Annotated in this window: 20 protein-coding genes; 4 read left to right on the top strand and 16 right to left on the bottom strand. The window is 58.8% G+C overall.

The genetic code is table 11. The features are described from left to right. Nucleotides 1-83: 83 nt before the first annotated feature. The gene (gene rpiA, locus ACUNV4_RS00510) at nt 84-755 is read left to right on the top strand and encodes a ribose-5-phosphate isomerase RpiA (protein WP_430877395.1); all 672 of its coding nucleotides are present in this window, start codon (nt 84-86) and stop codon (nt 753-755) included. A 22-nt stretch (nt 756-777) separates the two neighbouring features. On the opposite strand, the gene ACUNV4_RS00505 is transcribed toward rpiA, so the two are convergent. The 6 genes from ACUNV4_RS00505 to ACUNV4_RS00480 all read right to left on the bottom strand — a co-directional run bounded on the left by ACUNV4_RS00505 (nt 778) and on the right by ACUNV4_RS00480 (nt 7,651). Beyond that, complete coding sequence (locus ACUNV4_RS00505) at nt 778-3,354, bottom strand: CHASE2 domain-containing protein (protein ID WP_430876520.1); 2,577 nt, start codon at nt 3,352-3,354, stop codon at nt 778-780. A gap of 31 nt (nt 3,355-3,385) precedes the next feature. Next, nucleotides 3,386-4,093: a response regulator transcription factor gene (locus tag ACUNV4_RS00500; RefSeq protein WP_430876519.1), complete on the bottom strand. Its 708-nt coding sequence runs from the start codon at nt 4,091-4,093 to the stop codon at nt 3,386-3,388. A gap of 231 nt (nt 4,094-4,324) precedes the next feature. After that, nucleotides 4,325-4,966 carry a deoxynucleoside kinase gene (locus ACUNV4_RS00495; protein WP_430876518.1) on the bottom strand — a complete coding sequence of 214 codons (642 nt, stop codon included), beginning with the start codon at nt 4,964-4,966 and terminating at the stop codon, nt 4,325-4,327. A gap of 93 nt (nt 4,967-5,059) precedes the next feature. Further along, nucleotides 5,060-5,593 carry a 2-amino-4-hydroxy-6-hydroxymethyldihydropteridine diphosphokinase gene (gene folK, locus ACUNV4_RS00490; protein WP_430876517.1) on the bottom strand — a complete coding sequence of 178 codons (534 nt, stop codon included), beginning with the start codon at nt 5,591-5,593 and terminating at the stop codon, nt 5,060-5,062. Between the two features lie 2 nt (nt 5,594-5,595). Then, the gene (pcnB, locus tag ACUNV4_RS00485) at nt 5,596-7,164 is read right to left on the bottom strand and encodes a polynucleotide adenylyltransferase PcnB (protein WP_430877394.1); all 1,569 of its coding nucleotides are present in this window, start codon (nt 7,162-7,164) and stop codon (nt 5,596-5,598) included. Between the two features lie 46 nt (nt 7,165-7,210). Continuing rightward, a complete protein-coding gene (locus ACUNV4_RS00480) occupies nt 7,211-7,651 on the bottom strand; it encodes an RNA-binding S4 domain-containing protein (RefSeq protein ID WP_430876516.1) in 441 nt (146 codons plus the stop codon). A gap of 18 nt (nt 7,652-7,669) precedes the next feature. Between ACUNV4_RS00480 and ACUNV4_RS00475 the strand changes: the two genes are divergently transcribed. After that, on the top strand, nt 7,670-7,963 hold the full coding sequence (locus tag ACUNV4_RS00475) for a YcgL domain-containing protein (RefSeq protein ID WP_430876515.1): 294 nt from the start codon (nt 7,670-7,672) through the stop codon (nt 7,961-7,963). Nucleotides 7,964-8,115: 152 nt separating this feature from the next. Here the strand turns inward: ACUNV4_RS00475 and ACUNV4_RS00470 are convergent, their stop codons facing one another. The 8 genes from ACUNV4_RS00470 to metH all read right to left on the bottom strand — a co-directional run bounded on the left by ACUNV4_RS00470 (nt 8,116) and on the right by metH (nt 17,508). After that, nucleotides 8,116-8,490: a c-type cytochrome gene (locus ACUNV4_RS00470; protein ID WP_430876514.1), complete on the bottom strand. Its 375-nt coding sequence runs from the start codon at nt 8,488-8,490 to the stop codon at nt 8,116-8,118. A gap of 9 nt (nt 8,491-8,499) precedes the next feature. Next, nucleotides 8,500-8,958, bottom strand: coding sequence for a c-type cytochrome (locus ACUNV4_RS00465; protein ID WP_430876513.1), 459 nt, complete (start codon nt 8,956-8,958; stop codon nt 8,500-8,502). Between the two features lie 322 nt (nt 8,959-9,280). Continuing rightward, nucleotides 9,281-11,275: a molecular chaperone HtpG gene (gene htpG, locus ACUNV4_RS00460; protein ID WP_430876512.1), complete on the bottom strand. Its 1,995-nt coding sequence runs from the start codon at nt 11,273-11,275 to the stop codon at nt 9,281-9,283. Between the two features lie 334 nt (nt 11,276-11,609). Next, entirely contained in the window at nt 11,610-11,954 is a 345-nt protein-coding gene (gene rplS / locus ACUNV4_RS00455; RefSeq protein ID WP_430876511.1) for a 50S ribosomal protein L19, read from the bottom strand. Between the two features lie 31 nt (nt 11,955-11,985). Further along, nucleotides 11,986-12,723, bottom strand: a complete 738-nt coding sequence (gene trmD / locus ACUNV4_RS00450) for a tRNA (guanosine(37)-N1)-methyltransferase TrmD (RefSeq protein ID WP_430876510.1) — start codon at nt 12,721-12,723, stop codon at nt 11,986-11,988. 1 nt (nt 12,724) lies between these two features. Further along, entirely contained in the window at nt 12,725-13,264 is a 540-nt protein-coding gene (gene rimM, locus ACUNV4_RS00445) for a ribosome maturation factor RimM (protein WP_430876509.1), read from the bottom strand. Between the two features lie 19 nt (nt 13,265-13,283). Then, on the bottom strand, nt 13,284-13,544 hold the full coding sequence (gene rpsP, locus ACUNV4_RS00440; RefSeq protein ID WP_430876508.1) for a 30S ribosomal protein S16: 261 nt from the start codon (nt 13,542-13,544) through the stop codon (nt 13,284-13,286). Between the two features lie 271 nt (nt 13,545-13,815). Beyond that, the gene (gene metH, locus ACUNV4_RS00435; protein ID WP_430876507.1) at nt 13,816-17,508 is read right to left on the bottom strand and encodes a methionine synthase; all 3,693 of its coding nucleotides are present in this window, start codon (nt 17,506-17,508) and stop codon (nt 13,816-13,818) included. A 295-nt stretch (nt 17,509-17,803) separates the two neighbouring features. Between metH and ACUNV4_RS00430 the strand changes: the two genes are divergently transcribed. Next, nucleotides 17,804-18,289 (top strand): DUF3293 domain-containing protein, encoded by a 486-nt coding sequence (locus tag ACUNV4_RS00430; protein WP_430876506.1) that lies wholly within the window; start codon nt 17,804-17,806, stop codon nt 18,287-18,289. 242 nt (nt 18,290-18,531) lie between these two features. Further along, nucleotides 18,532-21,036 carry an EAL domain-containing protein gene (locus ACUNV4_RS00425; RefSeq protein ID WP_430876505.1) on the top strand — a complete coding sequence of 835 codons (2,505 nt, stop codon included), beginning with the start codon at nt 18,532-18,534 and terminating at the stop codon, nt 21,034-21,036. Here ACUNV4_RS00425 and ACUNV4_RS00420 read toward each other — a convergent pair. Both ACUNV4_RS00420 and ACUNV4_RS00415 read right to left on the bottom strand, forming a co-directional pair. Beyond that, nucleotides 21,019-22,968: an ABC transporter permease gene (locus ACUNV4_RS00420; RefSeq protein WP_430876504.1), complete on the bottom strand. Its 1,950-nt coding sequence runs from the start codon at nt 22,966-22,968 to the stop codon at nt 21,019-21,021. The two genes, ACUNV4_RS00425 and ACUNV4_RS00420, sit on opposite strands and share 18 nt — an antisense overlap. After that, nucleotides 22,965-24,893, bottom strand: coding sequence for an ABC transporter permease (locus ACUNV4_RS00415; RefSeq protein ID WP_430876503.1), 1,929 nt, complete (start codon nt 24,891-24,893; stop codon nt 22,965-22,967). Before ACUNV4_RS00415 ends, ACUNV4_RS00420 begins: the two co-directional genes overlap by 4 nt. Between the last annotated feature and the right edge of the window lie 3 nt (nt 24,894-24,896).

Raw genomic sequence — 24,896 nt, 5'->3', positions numbered from 1 at the left:
AATCCGCCAATGTACTCGGTTTCCCATCGATGAACCAGCAAACCGCCCCATTCCATACACTTATACCTCAGGTTCGACAATCCATCGTGCATCCCGGAAAACAGGCAGCGGCCATGGCCGCACTCGACCACGTCCAGAACGACAGCCTGCTGGGCGTCGGTACCGGCTCCACCGTCAACGTCTTCATCGATGCGCTGGCTGCCGCGGGCACCCGCATCAAGGGCGCAGTCGCCAGCTCTGTCGCGACCGCGGAACGACTCACGTCTCACGGCATCGACGTACTCGATCTGAATCTGGCCGGTCAGCTGGAGCTCTACATCGATGGCGCGGACGAATCCGATCCGCAATTGCGCCTGATCAAGGGCGGTGGTGGCGCCCTTACCCGGGAAAAGATCATTGCCTCTGCCAGCCGCGAATTCATCTGCATCGTCGATCAGAGCAAGCAGGTCGAGGTGCTTGGCGAGTTCCCGCTGCCGGTGGAAGTCATTCCCATGGCCCGCAGTTTCGTGGCCCGCGAGATCGTGCGCCTGGGTGCCGACCCCGAGTACCGTGAAGGCGCAGCGACCGACAATGGCAACATCATCCTCGACTGCCACGGCTTCTCGATCACCGACCCGGTTGCTCTGGAGGCCGCCATCAATGCGATTCCGGGCGTCGTCACCAATGGTCTGTTTGCCGCCAGAGGAGCGGATCTGCTGCTGGTAGGTCACGACAATGGCGATGTGACAACGCACCAGGCGGCAGGCGCAGACTGAACGGCGCTTTCACCCTGCCGGACTAAGCCTCGTTGCCGCTGTCCGGCTCTTCCTCTTCCAGCGGCAACTCGAGAGTGATGCGTGTGCCTTGCGGCAGGTTGCTGGCCGCCACCTTGCCGCCGTGCAGTGACACGACCCGCGCCACCAGCGCCAGTCCCAGGCCGATTCCCTTGAACTGGCCTGCGGTCTTCGCATCACGCCTGAAGCGGGTAAACAGCTGCCCCAGCATTGCCGGGTCGATGCCCACGCCCTGGTCATCGATCGTCAGCACTGCCCGATCTTCCCGGCGAAGCAGACGAACGGTGATGATCGTACCTTCGGGGGAGTACTTGATGGCATTGCTCAGAATGTTGCAGATTGCCCGCTCCAGCGAGGCCGCATCACCATTCACCCACAGATCGTCATCTTCCGAATCGGCATCCAGTTCGATCTGCTTGCTCAGGGCCTGAGGCTGCATCTGGTCGAGTGAATTGTCCAGAACCCCATTCATGTACACCGCGGTGAACTTCACCTCGGACAGACTGTCGGCTCGCGCTACGTGCAGCAGGTCATCCATCATCGACAGAGACGTCTTGATATTCTGCTCGACCCGCGGATCCCCGTTCTGTTCCAGCAGATACAGGGCCGAGATCAGCGGGGATCGAAGATCATGTGACAGGTAATCCACCATCTCTGCACGCGCCCGTTCAGCGGTACGGATATCGGTGACGTCCAGCACGCTGGCGCAGATCAAGCGATCGGCCAGACGTTCTCCGACCGCACTGAAGTTGACCACCAGCTCGCGCTCCCCGACGCTGTAGATCACCTGCCAGGATTGACTCTCCAGCACCAGCTGATCGAAATGACTGCGACCATCGGCGCTCTGCAGCTTGCGGCCGATGCAATCGAGAAAGTCGATGAATTCGCCGCGTTCGCCAAAACTCGGCACCATGCGATACAGCAGGGGGTTGGCGCGAATGCATTCGCCCGCGGCATTCCACACCGCAAACCCCATCGGGCTGCCATCGAGTATGGTGTCGGAAAAGACCTTGACGTTGCGCAGCCACTCCAGCTGCTCACTGAGCTTCAGGGTATTGGTCTGCAATTTCTCGATCGAGCCGCTGAGTTTGCCTGCCTCACCGCGGGAACGCACACGCGCCAGATTGTTCACATACTGGGTAATGGCACGGCTGTAGTCCGTGTTGCTGAACACGATTTCGATATGCAGTGGCACCTTGCCCGGGTACTGCCGCGCATGCACGCCGCGCCGCAGTCGCCAGTTGGTCTCACCGCCGGTGACACGCTGCACCGGCAATCCTTCGCCACCGCTGAAGAGCTCGCCACCCGAGCTGAAGCGCCAGCCCTGTATCGGCAGATGTCGCTGTGCCGCCCGAAAGAAGGCAGCCAGCAGTTCATTGCTCTGCGCATCCCGTTGCGGCATGTGCGGTTCCAGCTTGGACTGTTCCCGCTCCAGGTAGCGATTGACATAGTCCAGGCGATGCCAGCTCCACAGCAGGTAGCTGCCCAACAGCGGCAAGGCGGCCGGCAACGGCGCATACCAGAGCCGGAAGTATCGGTACAGCACGAAACTGCAGATGACCGGCACACAGGCACCGACAATGGCGGACACCAGCACCCAGCGCGGTGGCGCCCGCGAGTACAGCAGCAGCATCAGGGGCATCAGTATCACGGCCACCAGAATGTTGGCGTACGAGCCGATGCTGATGACCAGACTCTGGTCGCGCAGTGCCGAGAACACATTGGCATGGATTTCAACGCCGGGGACCGGCTGATCGAGCGCCGAGACCGGGGTCGGCACCACATCGCCCAGACCGGTGGTGGTCAGACCGACGAACACGATCTTGCCCTGCAGTCGATCCGCGGACACCTCACCGTTGATGATGTCCACCGCCGAAAGCCGCTTGAAGGCTCCATTGGGCCCGTAGAAGGGTATCAGGACTTCGTGATCCTCGACCCACAGCCCCTGCGTCTTGTCCCGATGGATGCGACGCCCGGGCAGTGGCTCGGGCAGCTGCCCCTCGACCGCCTCCAGCGCAGCCAGAGACAGGGCCGGCCAGTGCGGCTGGATGAATCCGGATTTCAGATACATACGCCGCACGATGCCGTCATCATCGATCGGTAGAAAGATATGCCCCAGATGATCCACGTGACGTGTGATCGAGGATATCGGCAGGGACTCGATGGCCGCCGAACCCCGGCCACCTTCGGTCAATACCGGCAGGATCGGCACGGGCAGATTCCCGATCGCATCGACCAGCCGGCGGTCATCGGCCGAATCGACCGATCGTTCCACATACAGCAGATCGAGCACAACCGCCCTGGCTCCCTGCAGCTGCTCAAGCAGCTGGGCCTGCAGCTCGCGTGGCCATGGCCAGCGACCCAACTCTGACAGACTGCGAGGGTCGATCCCCGCGATGATGACATCTTCCGGTACCACTCGCTGATGGGCACGCACCCAGGCGTCATGCAGCAGACGATCCACCTTGCGAGTGGCGTCACTCCACTGCAGCAGCCATACCGAGGCCAGCAGGGTACACAGAAACAGCAACAGGCCCCTGACCGTAATGCGGCGCTGCCTTGCCAGGGCGACGCCCTTCATGTGTCAGTCCGCATGATCGGGATCAGCGCAATCAGGTGCTGCCGGTGTGCTCCTCGAGACGGTAGCCATGCTGATAGATGGAGGTCAGCTTCCAGCGTTCCGACGCCAGCAGCTTCAGTTTCTTGCGCAGGCGGCTGGCGTGCGTATCGACGGTACGCGTGTTGAGTTCGGCCGAGGTACCCCAGACTGACGTCAGCAGATGCTGACGCGACAGGACACGTCCTCGGTTGCGAAACATGAACAGGGCCAGTTCGTACTCCTTTTCCGTCAGCTTGATCACCTCATCGTTGAGGCGCACCTGGCGATTGGCGGTATCGAACACATAGGGTGGGCACTCCAGAATCTCCACCTCTGGCTGGGCACGCCGCGCCAGCGCATACAGCCGTGCCAGCAGCTCGTGCTGACGCACCGGCTTGGCCAGATAATCGTCGGCACCGGCACGCAACGCCGTCACGATGTCTTCCTCGGCCTGCCTGGCGGTGGCAAAGATGACCGGAATATCACTGGTGAGGGTCTTGCGGATCCAGTGCAGCACTTCAAGCCCGGAACTGCCGGTCTGCAATGTCCAGTCGAGCACGACCACGTCGTAGGTGGACTTTCGGAACGCGCGCTGGAACTCTTCTGCGGTATTGAACACGCCGCAATAATATCCCTTGCTTTCTATCCACCCGCTGACACGGGCGGCCTGCTCGAGGTTGTCCTCCAGGAGGGCAATCCTCAAGTTCTGCCTGTCACTCATGACGATTCTCGACCTTTCGATAATGCGAATTTTCGCCTAATGCGCAAACAAGTGCAAACCGGCACAAGACGAAACGATAGCGGGAGCATACTCGGGTTGCCGCCACTTGAGAACGGACGGGCGACTCGAGAACGGGGCAAAGGGGTGGAATTCAGACCTGATTCCCGACAATTTGCGGTCAATCGGGCTGTTTGCGGGCCCTGATCGTCCCGAGCAGTACCGGCTTCCGGTTCATGCCTGATTGAGCGCTTCGGGATTGAAGAAATGCCGCCCGCCGTCGATTTCATCGACCCGACGCGCCAGGCGTGCCACCTCGGCAGGGTCATCGGCCAGATTGATCTCGGCCGTATTCACGATCAGCAGCGGGGTTTCCGTATAGCCATGAAAGAACCGTTCGTAAAGCGCGCTGAGCTGCTGCAGATAATGACTGTCGATGCGCTGTTCGTGACTGATGCCGCGACGCTCGATGCGTTCGATCAGTCGTTCCAGTGGTGCCTGCAGGTAGATGACCAGATCCGGACGGGGTACACCGGCTACCTGCTGGTCGTACAGATGAGAGTACATCCACCACTCGGTGTGATCCAGGGTCAGCTCGGCGAACAGCGGGTCCTTGTCGAGCATGAAATCGGCAACGATCGGCTGTGAGGGTTTGAGAACGGCGGGATTGCGCAGAATCTCCAGTCTGGAGACCAGAAAGTGCACCTGGGCGTGAAAGGCATGCCCTCTCGGATCCTTGTAGAAAGGCTTGAGATAGGGGTTGTCAGCGCCGGCATCAGACAGGAAACTGGCCTTGAATTTCTGCGCCAGCTGCCGGGCAAGCGTGGATTTGCCCACGCCAATGGGTCCTTCTATGGCGATATACTGATATTTCATATAGTGGATTGTAGCGCCAGAAGACCGTTTCTGCCAACCCTGACACGCTGGATGACACCTGTCGGATCCTGCAGCAATACCCGGCTGCTGCGTTCAGGGAGTAATCAGTGGCCCGCCGGGCAGACGCTGAATGCCCAGACGCTGGCACTGTTGCTGCCATTGCCTGATCGTTCTTCCCTGGCCCAGCTCGCCAGGCACCACCAGGTTCTCGTCCAGCTCAGCCAGTGGCCACAGCACGAAGGATCGGTCGACCAGCCCCGGGTGCGGTACCACCAGATCCGGTTCGCTGATGAGCTGCGCGCCAGACAGGAGGATGTCCAGATCCAGTGGTCGTTCACCCCAGCGCCGGCCGCCTGTCTGCCTGCCATGCTCCTGCTCGATGGCCTGCAACCGTCCCATCAGGCCACGAACCGTGCCGGTATGGTCAAAGCGGCAGACGGCGTTCAGGTAATCCGGCTGATCCTGTGGTCCCATGGGAGCCGTTTCATACAGGGATGAGCAGACCAGTTCCGACACCTCGGGCAGATTGGCAATATCCTGCAGGGCGCGTCGCAAATGCCCCTCACGATCCCCCAGATTACTGCCCAGCGCCACATGAACTCGCTCCGACGAGTGGTCCTGCGTCACGCTCAATCTGCCGCCGGCGGCCCTGAAGAGCCCTTGTCCGCGGCTGGCGGCTTGCGGCGTCTGCGCCGGCGTCGCTTGCGTGGCGGCTTGGCCGCAGAGGCCTGCGCCTCGCGGCGTGGCCCCGACTCACCCGGCCCTTCATCATCATCGTCACCCGCATCATTTGCCGAACCGGCACCGCTCTTGCCACGCTTGTCAGGCCAGATGTCATTGACGACCGGTCGTCCGGCGGCGGCCTCGATACGCTGCTCTTCATCCAGCGTCTGCACCCGTGTCCACCATTTGGCGCTGGCCTGCAAGCGATCGTCGATGGTGGCCCGCAGGCACAGGAAATCATAGGCTGCACGAAAGCGCCGATCTTCCATCAAGCGCAAGGCGCGCCCGCCCTTGAGTCGTTCCAGGCGCGGCTGCATCTGCCAGATTTCCTTCATCGGACCCGAGAATCGACGCGGGATGGAGATGACACGCAGTTGGGTGGACAGGACGGAATCGGAAGCGGCAATGAGTGCATCGTTGACCGGCATGCCGGCCTTGCAGTCAGTGCGCGCCTGTTCCTCGATATCCGGCCACAGCATGAAAGCCAGTAGATAGGCCGGGGTGATCGGCTTGCCCTGTGCTACCCGGCGGTCGGTATTGCTCAGCGCGGCATCCAGCATGCTGACCAGCTTTTCATCCCCATCCTTGAGCCGTCTGTCCAGCAAGGGGAACAGGTAGCGCAGCAGATCCTGTTCGCGAACCGCATGAAAGCTGCGCAGTGCGTACCCGCCCTGGAACAGTTTCAGCACTTCTTCGAACAGGCGGGGCGGCGGCGTTGATTTCAGCTCATTGCGGACCTGCTGCATGGCTGCCAGTGTGGTCTTGTCAATGGAGAATTCCAGCTTGGCGGCCAGTCGTACCGCCCGCAGAACCCGCACCGGATCCTCTTCACAGCGCGTTACCGGGTCGCCGATCAACCGAAATACCCCGGCCTTCAGATCCGCCAGACCGCCAACGTAATCCACCACCGAGCCATCGGCAATGTTGTAGTACAGCGCGTTGACCGAGAAATCGCGTCGATAGGCGTCTTCCTCGATCGACCCGAAGACATTGTCCCGCACGATACGCCCTGCCTTGCCGATCTCGCCACCCTCCCCCTTGTTGTGAGCGGCACGAAAGGTTGCAACCTCGATGATTTCCCGGCCATAGACCACATGCACCAGCCGAAATCGCCGACCGATGATGCGCGAATTGCGGAACAAGGCGCGAATCGTCTCCGGACTGGCATCGGTAGCCACATCGAAGTCCTTGGGTTTCAGACCCACCAGGGCGTCACGCACCCCTCCACCCACCAGATAGGCCGAATGACCAGCCTCGTGCAGCTTGTCCAGCACCTTCAGCGCCGATCGACCGATCTGTTTGCGAGTGACGGAATGTTCGCCAGCAGGCACGATCAGCGGTCCACCGGTCCGTTTGCCTGCGGCCTTGCGCTTGCGTTTTCGCGGTGGTTTGCCAGTGTTCGACGCGGCGGTGTCACGCCCTTCCGCCGAAGAGCCTGCCGGTGTATCGGGGCTGGGCTCGGATGCGCCGAGCATCTGCCGAGTCTTGTTCAGTGCCGAGCGTGATAGCCCGGTCAGTCGTTTAAGCAATCGAATCTCCATCTGCGTCGCCACCCGCGTCTTCTTCGGATGTATCATTCCGGTTCTGGAACCGAATTATCTGACGCCGTTGTTTCTTGGATGGCCGACCTTCTCCGGCCAATCCTGCGTGCGCCATTCGATCACTCCTCAGGCGTTCGCCGAGGTCTCGTCTGGCTTGTTGGCTTTCAGCCGTTTCTTCGTAAAGGGCTTGCGCTTCGGCGGCTGGCCGCCGCTGATCATTCAATGCCAATACCGTCACGACAAACTCGTAGGGTATCTTCTCGATCTGGATCACGTCGCCAATCTGCACCTGCCGGGACGCCTTGATGCGCTGACCACCGATGCGGATGCGATTGCGGGAAATTGCCTCACTGGCCAGACTACGCGTCTTGAAAAAGCGCGCAGCCCATAACCACTTATCTATTCGTACCCGATCTACCATTGAACAAAGGCTAATCCCATGCAGTGCTACATCTATCGCAGCTCGATCAAGGAAGGATTGTACGTGTATCTCGCCAAAGAAGATGGACTCGAGACACTACCGGAGCCCGTACTCAAACAACTGGGCACTCCCGAATTCTCCATGACACTGGACTTGCACCCCGACCGCAAGCTGGGTCAGGAAGATGCGCGCGTGGTTCTGGACAACCTGGAGTCGCGCGGTTTCCACGTGCAGATGCCGCGGGATATCGAACAGATCCTGCATTCCATTGCTCAGACAGAACAGCAGAAGTATCGGCCTGACGAGGACTGACACAGCACAGACAGGGCACTGCTACCCGGCAATCTTCCCTGAAAGGAATCATCCCGTCAGATGATCGGCTTTCCATACCTTATCAGATTACTGCTGCGTGAACCCAAGGTGAACTCAGGGTGAACCCGGGGCCACGCAGCAGTGGACCAGCATCAATCCAGAATCGCGGTCTGCAGTGGGCCGGGCTGAGAAGAAAAGTAGGCCGCCAGGTCAGCAATATCCTCGTCCGAGAGAGCAGTGGCAAAACCGGCCATGATGGCATTGTCACGTGAGCCATCACGGTAGCTCTTCAGGGCATGCTCCAGATAGCTGGCGTACTGGCCAGCCAGAATCGGATAGCTGGCGATCTCGCCAATGCCCTGCGCACCGTGACAGGCCGCACAGGTGGCAGACTTTTCGGCCCCGGCTTCAGCATCGCCGCCGGCCTGAACCGCACCGACCGACAGGCCGATGGTCAACAGAACGGCAGCAGTTCCGCGTACGAGCGAAGCAGACCGGGAGATCAAACCCATAGTGTTGTGGCGCATGGTCATTGTCTATTTGGCTCCCCGGGCAGAGAACCAGGCAGCGATATCTTCGATATCCTGATCTGTCAGCAAGTTGGCATTGGCCTGCATGGTGGGATGCGAACGTGTCTGATCACGATAGGCGTGCAGGGCGGCAACCAGGTACTCACGGTTCTGACCCGCGATGCGAGGTACGTGATACGTGGGGTAGGTATTGATGTAATGCTTGACGCCGTGACACCCCAGGCAGGTATAGGCCTTTTCGCCACCAGCTGCCACATCGCCACCAGCTGCCACATCGCCGTCAGCCAGGGCCATACCGGGGACCATGGCACCGGCCACCAGGCTCAACAGCACGGCTCGGCACAGACGAGCACTCCGCTCGAGAGTCTGTCGGCTTCTGGCGTAGAACGCGAAGGCTCCGGACGGATGCTTGGTCAAGGATTGACCGCTGCTCGCCCCGGCGGCTGTGTCACACGTGGATTTCATTGATCAACTCGCACCAAGTTCTTGAATAGTGAGTGGGTGGCTCTTCCATGGAAAAACCCCAGACTGCCAATTCTAGCGGCAGATGCGCATAGCGCCAACCGCCGATTGCGTTAATTTTCGCCGTCGCTGGTCTTTGCTGCGCTTCCGAGCGCCCCGGCAACCGCCAGACACTCGCCATGACACCTCTGCGATTTCCAGGGTTACTTGCTGCACAGGGCCATCATGCACACAGGGTTATCGGCCGTTCGACAGATCGCCAGCACCCTCACCGCTTGCAAGAATCGGACAGACCGCACAATCACGATCTGTCCGGATCACGCTATCAGGCTTTCAGCGCCAGGAACATCTCGTTCATGCGCTTGACGAAGCCTGCGCTGTCTTCCAGCTGCGCACCATCGGCCAGCAGCGCCTGATCGAGCAGCAGATGCGCCCAGTCCTTGAAGCGATCATCATCCTGCTCCTTGTCCATCAGATCGAGGATCGGATGGGTCGGGTTCACTTCCAGCACCGGCTTGCTGCTGGGCAGCTCATGCCCGGCCTGCTTGAGCAGTTGCTGCATGTGCAGCGCCATGTCGTGCTGTCCCATGACCACACAGGCGGGAGAGGACGTCAGTCGTGTGGATGCCCGCACATCACTGGTGTTGTCGGACAGAACCGTCTTGATGCGTTCGATGGTCGGAGCAACCGCTTCTGCCTTCTTCTCCTTCTCGGCCTTGTCCTCGTCAGACTCCTTCTCGACGCCCTCGATGGCAGACAGATCCAGATCGCCCTTGGCGATGGAGACGAAGGACTTGCCATCGTATTCGTTGAGATAGGACATCATCCACTCGTCTACCCGGTCGTGCATCAGCAGCACTTCGATCCCCTTGTCGCGGAAGATCTCCAGGTGCGGACTGTTCTTCGCTGCCTGATAACTGTCTGCCGTGATGTAGTACAGCTTGTCCTGACCGACCTTCATGCGGGAAATGTAGTCATCCAGACTGGTCAGCTCACCGGCCTTGTCGTGATGACTGGTATCGAAGCGGTACAGCTTGGCCACCTGCTCCTTGTTGGCGAAGTCCTCGCCCGGCGCCTCTTTCAGACAGGCCCCGAACTCATCCCAGAAACCGGCGTAATCCTCAGGCTGCTTCTCGGCCATCTTCTCCAGCATGCCCAGCACGCGCTTGATGGAAGCGCTGCGGATCGCATCGATGATCTTGTTGTCCTGCAGAATTTCGCGTGACACATTCAGCGGCAGGTCATTGCTGTCCACCAGACCGCGCACGAAACGCAGGTAGCGTGGCATCAGCTTCTCGGCTTCATCCATGATGAAGACACGCTGCACGAACAGCTTGATACCGTTACGCTGGTGGTTGCCGTCGTAAAGATCGAACGGTGCCTTCTTCGGGATGTACAGCAAGGACGTGTATTCCTGACTACCCTCGACCCGGTTATGCGACCAGGTCAACGGGTTTTCGTAGTCGTTGCAGACCTGCTTGTAGAAGTCCTGGTATTCCTCTTCCTTGATACTCGACTTCGGGCGTGTCCAGAGCGCAGAAGCGTCATTGACCTGCTCCAGCTCAGCCTGCTGCGGCTCTTCAGCTGGCGCATCCTCTCCTTCGGCAGGCTCGGGGGCTGGTGGTACGTCACCCAGCATCATGATCGGGAAGGTGATGTGGTCGGAGTACTTCTTGATGACACCGCGCAGGCGGTAGGCATTGAGGAATTCCTTCGCATCCTCCTTGAGCGTCAGGGTGATCTCGGTACCCCGGGACGCTTTTTCGACCGACGCCAGCGTGTAGCCACCACTGGCTTCGCTTTGCCACAGCACGGCCGCGTCAGCAGCATCTCCAGCCTTGCGAGTCACCAGTTGCACCGAATCTGCCACGACAAAGGCCGAATAGAAGCCCACACCGAACTGACCGATGAGCTTGGCATCGGTTTTCTGGTCACCGGTGAGTGATTCCAGGAACTGTTTGGTTCCGGACTTGGCAATGGTGCCGATATTGGCAATGACCTCATCGCGATTCATGCCGATGCCGTTGTCGCTGACGGTGACGGTGCCGGCGTCCTCGTCAACACTGACGATGATGCGCAGATCGGGATCGCTTTCCAGCAGATCGGAATTTTCGATGGATTCGAAACGCAGCTTGTCACAGGCATCAGAGCTGTTGGAAATCAGCTCGCGCAGGAATATTTCCTTGTTGCTGTACAGCGAATGGATCATCAGCTGCAACAGCTGATTGACCTCGGCCTGGAAGACCATCTTCTCGCCATCGACTGGCGTCTGGCCTTCGGCCGCATTGCTGTTGGCTGAGGCTTCGGTGTTGTCACTCATTCGGCAAATCTCCGGGTAATCTCAGGCGTTGAGTAGTTGAAGTGTCGACAAGATCGGGGCTTGGTCGGCATAAATCAAGCCGCCACACCGCCTGAAGGGGCCGTCATCCAGCCGTGCTCCATGTTATCCGACGCCCGGGACGGCCGGTAGCCGCAAACAGCGATCCTGCTTGTCGATCAGGAATGCGCTGAGTTGCAATACTGTACAGACGGACATGCAAAAGGCTGCCATGCGGCAGCCTTGCTTCGCCCCGCAGACATCGTTCGATGCCGGGGACAAACCCCTTGCAACTGCTCCTCCAGCTGGAGAAGCAGCCGACAGGAAAAACCGTGAGTTACAGCTTTTCCTTGATTCTGGCAGCGCGACCAGTCAGTCCACGCAGGTAGTACAGCTTGGCACGGCGAACATCACCACGACGCTTGACTTCAATGTCGGCAACCAGTGGGCTGTAAGTCTGGAATACACGCTCCACACCTTCACCGTGAGACACCTTGCGAACCGTGAAAGCCGAATGCAGGCCACGGTTACGCTTGGCGATACAGACACCTTCGAACGCCTGCAGACGCTCGCGGTCGCCTTCCTTGACGCGAACCTGTACAACAACCGTGTCACCGGCGGCGAACGCAGGCACGTCCTTGCCCATTTGCTCGGCATTGATTTCGTCGATGATCTTGCTCATTACTCTTGCTCTTCGATAGTAGCCGCCGGTGTCATTGTGCAGACGGCCCGAGGCTGGTTAGAAATGACTTGTCTTCCTTCGTCAGATCGGCACTTTCGAGCAGATCCGGACGTCGGTCCCTTGTTCTCGCCAGAGACTGCTGACGACGCCAGCGGGCTATGGCCTTGTGATCACCCGACAACAACACGCCTGGCACCTTCTGGTCGTCGAAAACCTCGGGCCGCGTGTAGTGCGGACAATCCAGCAATCCGTCGACGCCAAAGGAATCCTCCTCGGCCGACAACGGGTCACCCAACACACCCGGCTCCAGTCGCGTTACCGCATCGATAAGCGCCAGAGCCGCAAATTCTCCACCACTGAGCACGAAATCACCCAGTGACACTTCCTCATCCACCCAACGAGTGATCACTCGCTCGTCGATTCCCTCATACCTTCCGGCCACCAGCATCAGGCTGCCGTGCGCCTGAAAACGCCGAGCCATGGCCTGATCGAACGGCCGGCCCTGCGGCGACAGATAGACCACCGGAGCATCCGGCATCACCCCCTTGCAGGACGTGATTGCCGCGCTCAACGGCGCCGGCGTCATGACCATGCCGGGACCACCGCCAAACGGCCGGTCATCCACCGTGCGGTGCCTGTCCGTCGCAAAATCTCTCGGGTTGACCAGCGTCAACTCGAGTTGCCCCTGCGAGCGTGCACGCCCTATCACACCATGCTCGAGCGCACCATCCACCAGTTCGGGAAACAGCGTAACGACGCCAACCTGCACGTCAGAAATCCGGATCCCAGTCGATCGTGATGATTCTGTCTTTCGAATTCACTTCCGTGATGACATCCGGCACCAGCCATGGCACCAGCACTTCACTGGATCCTTCCGTTTCCTCGCGCTCATCCGAGATCACGACAACATCGTTGGCTCCGGTCTCGAACAGACGCTCGACCGGACCGATCTGCACACCCTCTACCGTCCGCACCTGCATGCCGATCAGATCGGCCCAGTAATACTCACCTTCGGCGGGTTCCGGCAGGGCTGCGCGACTGACAGCGATGGTGGCCCCGATCAGCGCATGCGCACCTTCGGGGGTATCCACGCCTTCCAGCTGGGCAATGATGGTCTTGCCCTGTGGCCTTCCCTGCAGCATGCGGACTTGCGTCCAGTTGCCGCGCTGCTCCAGCCACCAGGACTTGTAGGTCACGATGTTATCGCGCGGATTGGTATCGGAATGCACCTTGACCCAACCCTTCAGACCATAAACCCCGGTGATATGCCCCAACAGGACACGATCAGCCGGCACAACGGAGGAACTCACCACAACAGGCAAACGGGAATCAGGCCGCGGCAGAGCTCACTTTGCGGTGATCCTTGACGATCTTGGCAACGCGATCGCTCATCTGAGCGCCAACGCCGATCCAGTAATCCACGCGTTCCATGTTCAATTGAAGTTCAGTAGCGTCGCCACGAGCTACCGGGTTGTAGTAACCCAGACGTTCGATGTAGCGACCGTCGCGACGTGCACGGCTGTCCGTGGCAACAACGTGGTAGAACGGCTGCTTCTTAGCACCGCCGCGAGACAGGCGAATAGTGACCATGAGCCTAAAGTTTTCCAGATAATGTTATGACAAGGCCACACGCAATAGTGCCGCCGGAAGGTAACTCCCAATGATACGCAATTTTCTATCCCGCGCCAACACCCCACCCAAAAAATTTTCCCCCTCGGGTCGGACCATCGCAAGTTCCTGATAGTAGGTATGTTTCGACATTTCACCAGCCCGAATCAACCCTTGAAAGGCGTGAAACAGTACCGATTTCATGCCCTTTGGCGTTTCAAATCACCCGTGAATGTGTATCAGCTCACATTCGTCAGTACGCCAGTGAGCTCGACAGCCAGCGCTCTGACACTGGAAGCGGCTCCTCGCGGCGCGCCACATAGTTCTCCACCTGATCCTTCGTCAACTTGCCCAACCCGAAATAGCGACTCTCGGGATGGGCGAAATAGAACCCGCTGACGGACGAGGCCGGCAACATCGCCAGACTCTCGGTAATACTGATTCCGGCATTGCCCAGTGGATCGATCATGCGCCAGATGACCTCTTTCTGCCGGTGATCCGGGTTGGCCGGATACCCGGGCGCCGGCCGAATGCCTCGATAGCGTTCCTTGATCAGCTCTTCATTGCCCAGCGATTCACTGGTGTCATACCCCCACAGCCGGGTACGCACATCACGATGCAGATACTCGGCGAAGGCCTCGGCCAGACGGTCGGCGATGGCCTTGGCCATGATGCTGCGGTAGACATCGTTCTGCCTGTCGTATTCAGCAACGAGCTCATCCAGACCCAACCCGGCCGTCACGGCGAACATGCCGATGTAATCCTCGACGCCCAGATCGGACGGTGCCACGAAATCGGACAGCGACAGATTGTTCCGGCCATCCGGGTAACGACGCTGCTGGCGCAGACAGTGAATGATCTCCACCGGCTCCTGGCTCGATTCATCGGCATACACCGCTATGTCATCGACATTCACGCTATTGGCCGGGAACAGCCCGACGACGCCCTTCGCACTCACCCTGCCCGAGCTGATGAATTCGGCCAGCATCACCTGCGCATCGTCAAACAGCTTCCTCGCTTCCTCGCCGACAGTAGGGTCCTTGAGAATGCGCGGGTATTTGCCTCGCAGCTCCCAGGTATGGAAAAACGGCGTCCAGTCGATGTATTCGGCCAGGGTCTCCAGTGAAACATCATCGATGACCGTCACACCAGGCGTTGCCGGCACGGTGATCGGCGCCTGCTGCCAGTCGATCTGCAGACCATTGCTACGCGCCTCTTCCAGGCTCATCAGATCCAGGCGACTGCTCTTGTCGGCAAAACGCTTGCGAAACCGTTCGTAGTCCTCTTCCAGTTCTTCTTCAAAACGCGGTCGCTGCTCTTCACTGAGCAGCGAGCTGGCCACCTGAACACAGCGCGATGCATCCATGACGTGCACCACCGGCTGGGAATAACGCTCACTGATCTTCACCGCCGTGTGCATTCTGGACGTGGTCGCACCACCGATCAGCAGTGGCAGCTCGAACGATTCACGTTGCAACTCCTCGGCAACGTGCACCATTTCCTCCAGCGACGGCGTGATGAGACCGGACAGACCGATCAGATCCACCTTGTGCGCCCTGGCCTCTTCCAGAATACGGCTGGAGGACACCATGACGCCAAGGTCAATCACTTCATAACCATTGCATTGCAACACCACACCCACGATATTCTTGCCGATGTCATGTACATCACCCTTGACGGTCGCCATGAGCACCTTGCCGGCACTGCGCTGACCGCCCGCCTCCTGCTCCATGTAAGGCAGCAGATGGGCCACGGCCTTCTTCATGACACGCGCGCTCTTGACGACCTGAGGCAGGAACATCTTGCCCGCACCGAACAGATCCCCCACGCGATTCATGCCATCCATCAACGGCCCTTCGATGACATCCAGTGGCTTGTCCAGCGCCAGCCGTGCCAACTCGACATCCTCTTCTATGAAAGCGTCCAGCCCCTTGACCAGCGCATGTTCGATACGCTCGGTCAGCGGCAGCTCACGCCAGGCATCCGTCTGCTTTTCGGCCTGCTGATTGTCACCGCGGTACTTCTCGGCAATGTCCAGCAAACGGTCGGTAGCATCATCACGTCTGGCCAGCACGGCATCACTGACGGCCTCCACCAGCTCATCCGGCAACTCTTCGAGAACGGCCAGCTGACCGGCGTTCACGATACCCATACTCATGCCGGCCTGAATGGCGTGATACAGGAATACTGCATGTATGGCTTCACGCACGACATTGTTGCCGCGGAATGAAAACGAGACATTGGAAACCCCACCGCTGATCTGCACCTCGGGCATGTTCTGGCGAATCTGTCGCACTGCCTCGATGAACGCGATGCCATACTCGTTGTGTTCGTCTATGCCGGTTGCAATGGCGAAGATATTGGGATCGAAGATGATGTCACAGGGGTCGAAATCCAGCTCCTTGCGCAGCAGATCGTAAGCGCGCTGACAAATACCGACCTTGCGCTCGATGGTATCGGCCTGCCCATCTTCGTCGAATGCCATGATGACAACGGCTGCACCGTATCTCTGCGCCAGCCTGGCCTGACGAAGGAACTCTTCTTCGCCTTCCTTCATGCTGATGGAATTGATGACGCACTTTCCCTGCAAACACTGCAAGCCTGCCTCGATGACCGACCACTTGGACGAATCGATCATGACAGGGACGCGGGAAATATCGGGTTCCGAGGCGATGAGGTGCATGAACCGCTGCATGACAGCCTTGGAATCGAGCAGACCCTCATCCATGTTCACGTCGATGATCTGTGCACCGTCATCAACCTGCTGACGCGCCACGTCCAGTGCTTCTTCGTACTCACCCGATTTGATAAGGCGCAGAAACTTGGCGGAGCCAGTGACATTGGTTCGTTCACCCACATTGACGAACAGGCTCTCTGCGGTAATATTGAAGGCCTCCAGCCCTGACAGCCGACAAGCCGGATTCACTTCGGGCACTTTCCTGGGACTTGCATTATCAAGAATGGCGCTGAATGCGGCGATGTGCTCAGGCGTGGTACCGCAGCATCCACCGATCATGTTGACATAGCCGGCCTTGACCCACTTGCCGACCTCTTCTGCCATCTGCGCCGGGGACTCGTCATAACCGCCGAAGGCGTTGGGCAGGCCAGCGTTGGGATGCACGCTGACATGCGTATCGGCAATTCGGGAAAGCTCCTGCACATGCTCACGCAATTGCGCCGGGCCCAGCGCGCAGTTCAGGCCGATGAATAGCGGCTTGGCATGTCGAACCGAATTCCAGAAGGCCTCGACCGTCTGGCCGGACAATGTGCGGCCAGAAGCATCCGTGATGGTACCGGACAGAGCAATGGGGATTCGCTCACCTCGGTCATCGAAGGCGCGATTGACGGCGAAAATGGCCGCCTTGGCATTCAGGGTATCGAAGATGGTTTCGATGAGAATGTAATCCACACCGCCATCCATCAGTGCGTTGGTGGCTTCGTAGTAGCACTTGTCAAGATCGGAAAAGCTGACGTTGCGATAGCCCGGATCTTCCACCTTTGGCGATAGCGAGGCAGTGCGATTCGTCGGGCCGAGGACACCGGCAACGAACCGGGGCTTCTGCGGATCCCGGGCGGTTGCGGCATCCGCGCAGGATCTTGCCAGTCGAGCACTCTCCAGGTTCAGCTCATGCACCAGCTCCTGCATGTTGTAGTCAGCCATGGAGATCGAATTGGCATTGAAGGTATTGGTTTCAATGACATCGGCACCCGCATTCAGAAAAGCATCATGAATGTCGGCGATGATATGAGGCTGCGTCAGCGTCAACAGGTCGTTGTTGCCCTTCAGGTCGATTTCCCATGTGCTGAAGCGCTCACCACGAAAATCACTCTCGGTCAGAGTGTGGCCCTGAATCATCGTTCCCATGGCGCCATCAAGCAACAGAACGCGCTCGGACAGGATGGCCCGGAGGGCCGACACCTTGTTGTTTTGCTCAGGCTTTTCCATTGACACCGCAGATACCCGTGAGATTGACATGACTCATTATAAACATAAGGAAATCTTTATATCTTTATTTCTGTGTGAATGACCGGATCGACACTGCCAGATTGCGAATTTCCCCTGAAAAACATCGCATCAAGCTCGAATTCAAGCGCTTGATAGCGAGTATTTTATTTGAATTCAACAACTTACCCGGGTCGGACCTCAATCCTCCTCACCTGGCGCCCTCTTGAACGGCTGATTTCATCTGTCAAAATGTCGCTACAACGGGGAATTTCGCACGTTTCTTGAGAGTATTGCATTGAAAAACAACGACTTGCCATGGTCCGACCCGGAGGGGGCGGGGCTGGAGGTGGTTTATCGGCGGGCCTTGTATCGGGTTGATGCGGAGGAACCGTTCGTGTTGCGGGTGGGGTGCCATTCGGCGGCGTTGCAGGGGCTGTATCAGACCTTCGATTGCCGAAGTGCCGCATTCTTGACGGCCGCAAACCCGGGAGGTGTCAAAGTTTCAGACACGCTCAATATTCGTGCCGAAGAGCAACTGGCCAGAGAGCTTTCTGAACTTTCATTACCTGTTACATCGGGAATCGGTCTGGATGCCGACGAAGCCTCGGACTGGCCCGGGGAACGCAGCTTCCTGGTGCTTGGAATAACGCGAGACATGGCGGTCAGACTGGGGACACAGCATGGTCAGCTTGCCATTGTCTGGTGCCCCGAGACAGCCATTCCCGAACTGCTGATGCTCGACCAGCCACCCGGCAAAAAACAGCCCCCGACAAAACAGTAACCTTACGGTTTTTCGAGAGACTTCGATGGGTTTCAGGCGTGCATGCGCATGTTCACTGGCCTGCATAAGAATCCGGAATTAAGGTTCATGCCAATTTTGATACTAAAGTAGGAGTTTTGTGAAATACCTCTGAAAGACACACGTTTCAGGCACGAATTCTGCGAAACAGTCCGTAACATTTTTCGATCTTGCGCACCTGGATCGGGAAAACCGGAAATCGTTGTAAACAGGAATCAAATGCCATGGGAATACGCGCAAAGCTCGTTCTCTGTCTGTTGGCAGTATTGCTCCCGCTCGTGGCAGTCAGCCTTTTCTCCATCAATCTGCTGGACAAGCAACTGGTCGAGCGCACCGAATCCTCTCTGTCCAATACACAACGTCTTGAAGCCGCCCGTATCAATGAAGTGCTGGCGAGCTACGCGCAGGATGCCAGAAACCTGGCCTCGGGCCCTCACGTCAGTCAGTTCGTGGCCGCCTGCAATGCGTATCGACAAGCCATTCTGAACAATGCAGACCTCGCAGAATTGCGAACCTTGCTGGCAACACCTGTCGGAGGTATCGACGGATACGCCATCGTTGATCGCAAGAGTGCATGGCCATTGCAGCAGATGACACTGGCCCTGCAGAGGCAGGCAGGTATCGTGGGCTCCAATGTGGTGGAACTGAAAGTCGTGGACGCGGCCGGTGACACGCTCGGTGAAACCATGGGCTTTACCTGGAAACCAGCCATGCAGGGACTGCTGGAGCGTTCCATCGCAACGGTGAAGACAACCTTCGGTGACGCTTTCGTCAATCAGGATGGGCATCACCGTCTGGGCATGATAGCCCCCATCATCAGTGACAGCGGAGAGGTGGTCGGCGCCTTGCTGCTGGAAGCACGCCTGCATCCGATCACCGACCTGGTGGCCAAGCATGAAGGCGTCGGTCGCAGCAGCGAGGCTCATATCGCCCAGCCTACCGCCGATGGCAGCGCGCAGATGATCACCTCCATGCGTTTCGATCGCAAGTCGGCGTTCAACAAGGTCATTCCGGAGTCACTCGATCTGCCGATCAATCAGGCCCTGAACTCGCCGCGCAGTCGCATTCTTCATCACAGGGACTATCGCGGCGTGGACTCTGTCCTGTCGATCCAGACCATCCCGGCAACTGGATGGGGCCTGGTTGTCAAGGTGGATGCCAGTGAAGCCTACGAGCCCGTTCTGGAACTGCGACGCGTGCTGATCATCACCATGATCTCCAGTGTGCTCTTCGTGCTGGTCTGCTACATGTTCTGCTTCGTCCCCATTGCCAACCGTCTGCAACGCACGGCATCGGCCGCACGCAAGATCATGAACGGGGATCTCACCACGCGCATCACCGACAGCAACCAGGATGAAGTGGGCCATCTGGCCAGAACCATCGACACCCTGGCCCGCGATCTGGAAGCCGATCAGACGATGCGTGAATCGGTGGAAGCGCGGCTGCGCCATCAGGCACTGCATGACGAACTGACAGGCTTGCTCAATCGCAAGTACGCCAACTCGGTCATCCGACAACTCGACAGGGATGCGGGCGGCCATCACTCGGTAATGTTCATCGATCTCAATGGCTTCAAGGACGTCAACGATCTCTACGGACATGCGGCAGGTGACGAGGTTCTGGTTGTCGTTGCAGAGAGACTGAGCAAGCAGATCGCCAGTACCGAGGGCATCACCCTCGCCCGCTGGGGCGGTGATGAATTCGTTGTGATACTGCCCCGCTGTGATGAAGAGACGGCAACCGATATCGCGCTGAAGCTGCATAACGCCTTCGATGAGGCGATCACCACCTCCGCCGGTATGCACTACATCAGTTGCAGTATCGGACTGGCGACCTCCAGCGAGACCAAATCGCTGGATGAAGTACTGCTGGAAGCCGACATTCTGATGTATGAACAGAAGAAGCGACAGAAGAAGCCACGCAGCAAGGGCAGCATGGCCCTGAGAACGGTCGAACGCGCGCTGCATGAAGACCGGGTTGAAGTCTGGTTCCAGCCGATTGTCAGCCTCCACCAACCGGGCCACTACGAGATGTCCGGGGCCGAAGCACTGGTCCGCATACGCTCACGCGATGGTGGAATCATTCTTCCGGAAGAGTTCCTGAACGATGTGGATAACAACGAACTGGGTCGCGACCTTGATCGGCGGATACTGTGCCGTGCATTGACCTCCCTCGCCCGATGGCGAGCAGCTGGCGTGGTTGGCAAGGATTTCCGATTGTCGCTCAACATGACAACTCGATCGCTCAATGACCCTGCCTTCAGTGCCATTCTGGACAACCAGATGCAGACGTCATCGGTCAATGCACGGAATATCGTTATCGAAATGCCTCACGACACACAGGTTGACCCTCTGCTGGTGTCACACTTGCGCATGCTGGGAATCACCATTGCCCTGGACAAGATCGGTGCGGATGCCGCCAGTCTGGGACGCACCAGCCGCCTGCAGCCGGATGTCGTGAAAATAGACCGCCAGTGGCTCGGAGATGCCATCGTCGCCCCACACATGGTCTCGATCTGCCAAGAGCTTGGCCTGGAACTGATCGTCGAAGGTATAGAAACCCGCGAGCAGATGGCCGAGTTGCATGAACTGGGCGTTTCCCGCTTTCAGGGCTACCTGTTCGACATGCCGCAGCGACCGGTTGACTTCATCAGCCGCTGGGGAGAATCCTCACTCGAAGGACTGGGGGTTCGCCTCAACAGGAATGTAGCGCTAAGGCTCGCCGGTTGAGACCGGAGCCGTACCACGACGCCAGCTCTCATAGTAGTAGCGGGCGTCAACTGACGGCGTATAGCCCAGCTGATACCTGAAGCGCGTGCCAGGGATGGCATAATCAGGCACCAGGAACTCTATCCGCAAATCGTCTCCCTCACCGCGGGTCTGGCCTCGGAATACCGGATCGACACCGCTGGACAACTGTGTCGAGATGCCGCCGATACGCACGATGAAACGCTCCGGCAGCGCAACCACGCTCCCATCAGCATCAGCATCAGCATCAGCATCAGCATCAGCATCAGCATTCACCAGTTTCGCCGATATCCGGATTTGCCGGGTGGCGGCATCACGCTGTATGACGATGTCCTTGTACACCGGGTAGTCCGCCGCATCCACTTCATCATGCAACTCTGCCATCTGCTGCCGCCAGGTGGCGTTGACCGTGTCCAGATCGCAGCCGATGGCACGCATCGTATCCCGCCAGAAGATGGCCGCCGGCAGATCACGTACGGCCTCTTCGCGCCCGGTTGCACGAAGAAAATCCCCCAGTGACGACAGGCCACAGGTCGTGACCATGGCTCGAGTCCACAGATCGCCCAGACTGTAATGCAACTCTTCATCATGCTGGCTGGCAAAACCGGCAGCGTCGATCAGATCATCGAAGCGAATCGACTGGCGTTTCCAGGAGACACTGGCCAACTCCCAGTTGCTGCGCCGGCGTTCCACTTCCGGCACGATGGCAAAGGAGGTGTACTGCGCCATGCCTTCAATGAAGAATTTGGCCGCGGAATAATTCTCGGCCAGTGAGCGATCGGACTCGGTCGCCTGCAATACATGGGTGGTTTCGTGACTGAGCACGCGTCGCTGCGACACATCTTCCCGGAACGCATCCAGATCCATCTGGATCTTCTTCCACTTGGCCAGGCCGGCGGCGTGCTCACTGCTGGCAGACAGATCCACCCGGATGTTCGGCAGCACGTCCACCCCCAGAATCTCCCCCAGGGCCTCCAGGTCGGTCTCGGCGTGCTCGACGATATACTGCACCACCGGTTCACGCCGCGCATGATAGACAAAGCGATAATGATCGGTGGCCGTCACGGCCAGATCATCACTGGGTGCTGTGCCGGTATCCACGCCGATGCGATAGATCATCACCAGGCCCAGCACGATGAACCCTGTCACAGTGAAGAATCCGTTGGCAATCCTCATGCCACGCGAAGAGCGTTTTCCGCCACCGGTAGCCGATTCCGCGTGGCTCCACAGACGATAGGCCAGCAGCAACACCAGCAAGGCAATTCCGGTATGCAGCAACAGACCCCGCGAATTGACGATCAATTCGGAGCCGTGATACTGATTGGACAGCAGAGCAAAGATGCTCCAGTTACCGGAGCTGCCCAAAGCACTCTCGGCCCACATGAGGCCAATGAGGTAAAGACTGTAGAGAACCAGCCCCAGGGTGCGGAACCATGACAGCAGTATGCCGTGGGCCAGCACGATGAACATGAACAGGCAATCGCGCCACAGCAGCGTGAACCAGACCTGCTCGTAGAAGCGTCCACCAATGGATTCGGGATTGCTCGCCAGCAGCACACGGTCAAGCCCATAGCTCAGCAGGTTGATGGCACACAGCAGCATCCACGCGGCCAGTACCTTGGCGGTGAACACCGCGGCCCGGGATACCGGCAAGGCACGCAGAAAATCGATGGTTGCTTCGTCATGCTCTCTCGGCAAGAGACTGTAGGCAGTCACCAGAGACAGCAGCACCAGGAAAACGGCAACACCGGCATTGCTGCTGTATTCACAATAGCCTTCGCACCAGCTGCCGAAGGTCTGTTCATCGATACGTTCGGTCAGGAACTGCATGCCATAGCCCAGCACCAGCACCGCCAGCCATAACCAGGCGATGGGCCTCAGCTGTCGCAACTCCTTGGCTATCAGGCTGATCATGGAATGCTCATCCGTTCGGCGTGCAGACGCAGCGGCTGATGGAAGACCGGGCCGTCGTAATCCAGCGCGATATAGACGCGGTCACCGGGTGAATAGAGGCTGTTGAGCACATGCACCGCCTCACCTGTCCGGCACGGTGCCACGTCCTCGTAATCATCACTGACTTCGATTTCGGTATCGAACGGACCGACGTAATCATGTTTCAGGATGCACTCTCCTTCGGCCGAGTCGATATCCTGCAACAGGCCAAGCGATGTCTCGCGTGGTTCATACCAGGCTTCGAGTTCCTGCACGCCCTCCTGCGTGGTGCGGCTCAGCAGGCGCCCCTGCAAGGCGGGTATGCTCGCCAGCATCGACTGCACGGCAGGATCCTCCGCCTGCTCGTGTATCCAGTCCATCCATTGCTGATAGAAAGATGCCAGCGACATGTCCAGCGCCGACTCCACGCGCTGCTGCGCATCGATTCTTCGATCCTGAAGGGTCCCGAAGAGATTGTCGGTTACCGGCGCCACCAGAAATTCGCTGGCCAGTGCCAGAACGGTTTCGCGGCCGCGGGTTTCCTCCAGAAAGTCCATGGCCGACCAGGCCAGGCTTTCCGCGCCCGGGTAGGCAAAGCGGTCGGCAGTCAATTGCCAGCGTTCGATCAGGCGATGAGCCTGCGGCTCGATATCCAGCACCCACAGAGCCCGCGCCAGCAGTTCGCTGCGGTGTTCGGCTCGCAGCTCGGACACACCCTGCTCGACCCACCAGCGCGTGAACCCGTCGAGCACCCAGTGATAGGGTTCGAACATGGCACGGCCGGATGTCTGCGCACTCATGACACCATGCAGGATCACGGTATCGAGAATGGCATCATCATAACTGTCGTGAGGCAGCCAATTGGCCGTGATGAAAACGCCATCGGCCGTGGCATAGTCGATCTCGTGCGGCTCTCGCTCCGGATCGAGCACCAGTTTCACATCCGGCAAGGCCATCAGACCCAAAGATGCCTGCAACTTCGTCATCGAATCACTGATACGCTCGGCCATTGCCTGCGCGGCTGGCTGATACTGATCCTCCAGATACAGGACCGATACGGCCGGGTCCTGCACGCGTACCACGTAATCGCTGGAAAAGGCCACCGGAGGTCGTGTCTGCTGCTCCAGCAAGGTGGACCAGACCGTCAGGCCGGAAGCCGCCAGAACGCCCAATGCCACATAATCCCGACGGGTCATCGGTTTGGCCAGACGTTCGACCAGCGAACCTTCGCCGATGCGGCTGAGCGCGAAACCCGCCAGAGTGAACACACCGGCGTACAACAAGGTGCCACGCATCGCCTGCCACGGAATCAGATCGCGCTCGAAGACGAAAAGTTGGTCATCCATCAAGGCAAAGGGGGCAAATCTGTCCGGGTCGATCCCCGGGTACCAGGCGACCAGCGCCACCAGGGCGGCACTGACCAGATACAGGGCAATGCGCAAATGCCCACACAGCGAAAAGCAGAAGACCACACTCCAGTACAAGGTGGTCATCACCAGTGTCTTGATCAGGATCAGCACCAGGTAATCCGTGGTGAGATCATCCGTCACGCCTGCCTGCTGCGCTGCCAGCACCACCATCAGAACCGCCAGCACGGACAGGTAGGCCAGACCTGTCAGATACTTGAGCAGCAACGGCAGATTGCGCCCCATGGGCAGAGCTTCGACAAACTGCCGGGTACCACTGAGGTATTCACGCACGATGAGCCGGTTACCGGTAATCAGGGCAATCAGCGGCAGGAAACTCAGCAAGGCGATACGCACGATCTCGAACGGACTCATGCTGTATGGCGCCTGGCGATTCCAGGCCAGCATCAGCAGGGTCATGGCCAGTGTGCCGGCGGTGAGAAACACTGCGGCCAGCCGGTGCTCTCGAATATCCTTGCCCAATAATGAACTGACAACCATGAG

Source organism: Granulosicoccus sp. 3-233, assembly GCF_052681095.1.
This window is presented reverse-complemented; position numbering and strand designations above follow the sequence as displayed.

Excerpts from the sequence above, each read along its gene's own strand:
- pcnB (WP_430877394.1), bottom strand. The coding sequence starts at position 7,164 with ATGCTCGGCGCATCCGAGCCCAGCCCCGATACACCGGCAGGCTCTTCG.
- ACUNV4_RS00425 (WP_430876505.1), top strand. The coding sequence starts at position 18,532 with ATGGGAATACGCGCAAAGCTCGTTCTCTGTCTGTTGGCAGTATTGCTC.
- ACUNV4_RS00480 (WP_430876516.1), bottom strand. The coding sequence starts at position 7,651 with ATGGTAGATCGGGTACGAATAGATAAGTGGTTATGGGCTGCGCGCTTT.
- ACUNV4_RS00495 (WP_430876518.1), bottom strand. The coding sequence starts at position 4,966 with ATGAAATATCAGTATATCGCCATAGAAGGACCCATTGGCGTGGGCAAA.
- metH (WP_430876507.1), bottom strand. The coding sequence starts at position 17,508 with ATGGAAAAGCCTGAGCAAAACAACAAGGTGTCGGCCCTCCGGGCCATC.
- ACUNV4_RS00420 (WP_430876504.1), bottom strand. The coding sequence starts at position 22,968 with ATGATCAGCCTGATAGCCAAGGAGTTGCGACAGCTGAGGCCCATCGCC.
- ACUNV4_RS00505 (WP_430876520.1), bottom strand. The coding sequence starts at position 3,354 with ATGAAGGGCGTCGCCCTGGCAAGGCAGCGCCGCATTACGGTCAGGGGC.
- htpG (WP_430876512.1), bottom strand. The coding sequence starts at position 11,275 with ATGAGTGACAACACCGAAGCCTCAGCCAACAGCAATGCGGCCGAAGGC.
- ACUNV4_RS00475 (WP_430876515.1), top strand. The coding sequence starts at position 7,670 with ATGCAGTGCTACATCTATCGCAGCTCGATCAAGGAAGGATTGTACGTG.
- ACUNV4_RS00415 (WP_430876503.1), bottom strand. The coding sequence starts at position 24,893 with ATGGTTGTCAGTTCATTATTGGGCAAGGATATTCGAGAGCACCGGCTG.
- ACUNV4_RS00500 (WP_430876519.1), bottom strand. The coding sequence starts at position 4,093 with ATGAGTGACAGGCAGAACTTGAGGATTGCCCTCCTGGAGGACAACCTC.
- rplS (WP_430876511.1), bottom strand. The coding sequence starts at position 11,954 with ATGAGCAAGATCATCGACGAAATCAATGCCGAGCAAATGGGCAAGGAC.
- rpsP (WP_430876508.1), bottom strand. The coding sequence starts at position 13,544 with ATGGTCACTATTCGCCTGTCTCGCGGCGGTGCTAAGAAGCAGCCGTTC.
- ACUNV4_RS00465 (WP_430876513.1), bottom strand. The coding sequence starts at position 8,958 with ATGAAATCCACGTGTGACACAGCCGCCGGGGCGAGCAGCGGTCAATCC.
- ACUNV4_RS00470 (WP_430876514.1), bottom strand. The coding sequence starts at position 8,490 with ATGCGCCACAACACTATGGGTTTGATCTCCCGGTCTGCTTCGCTCGTA.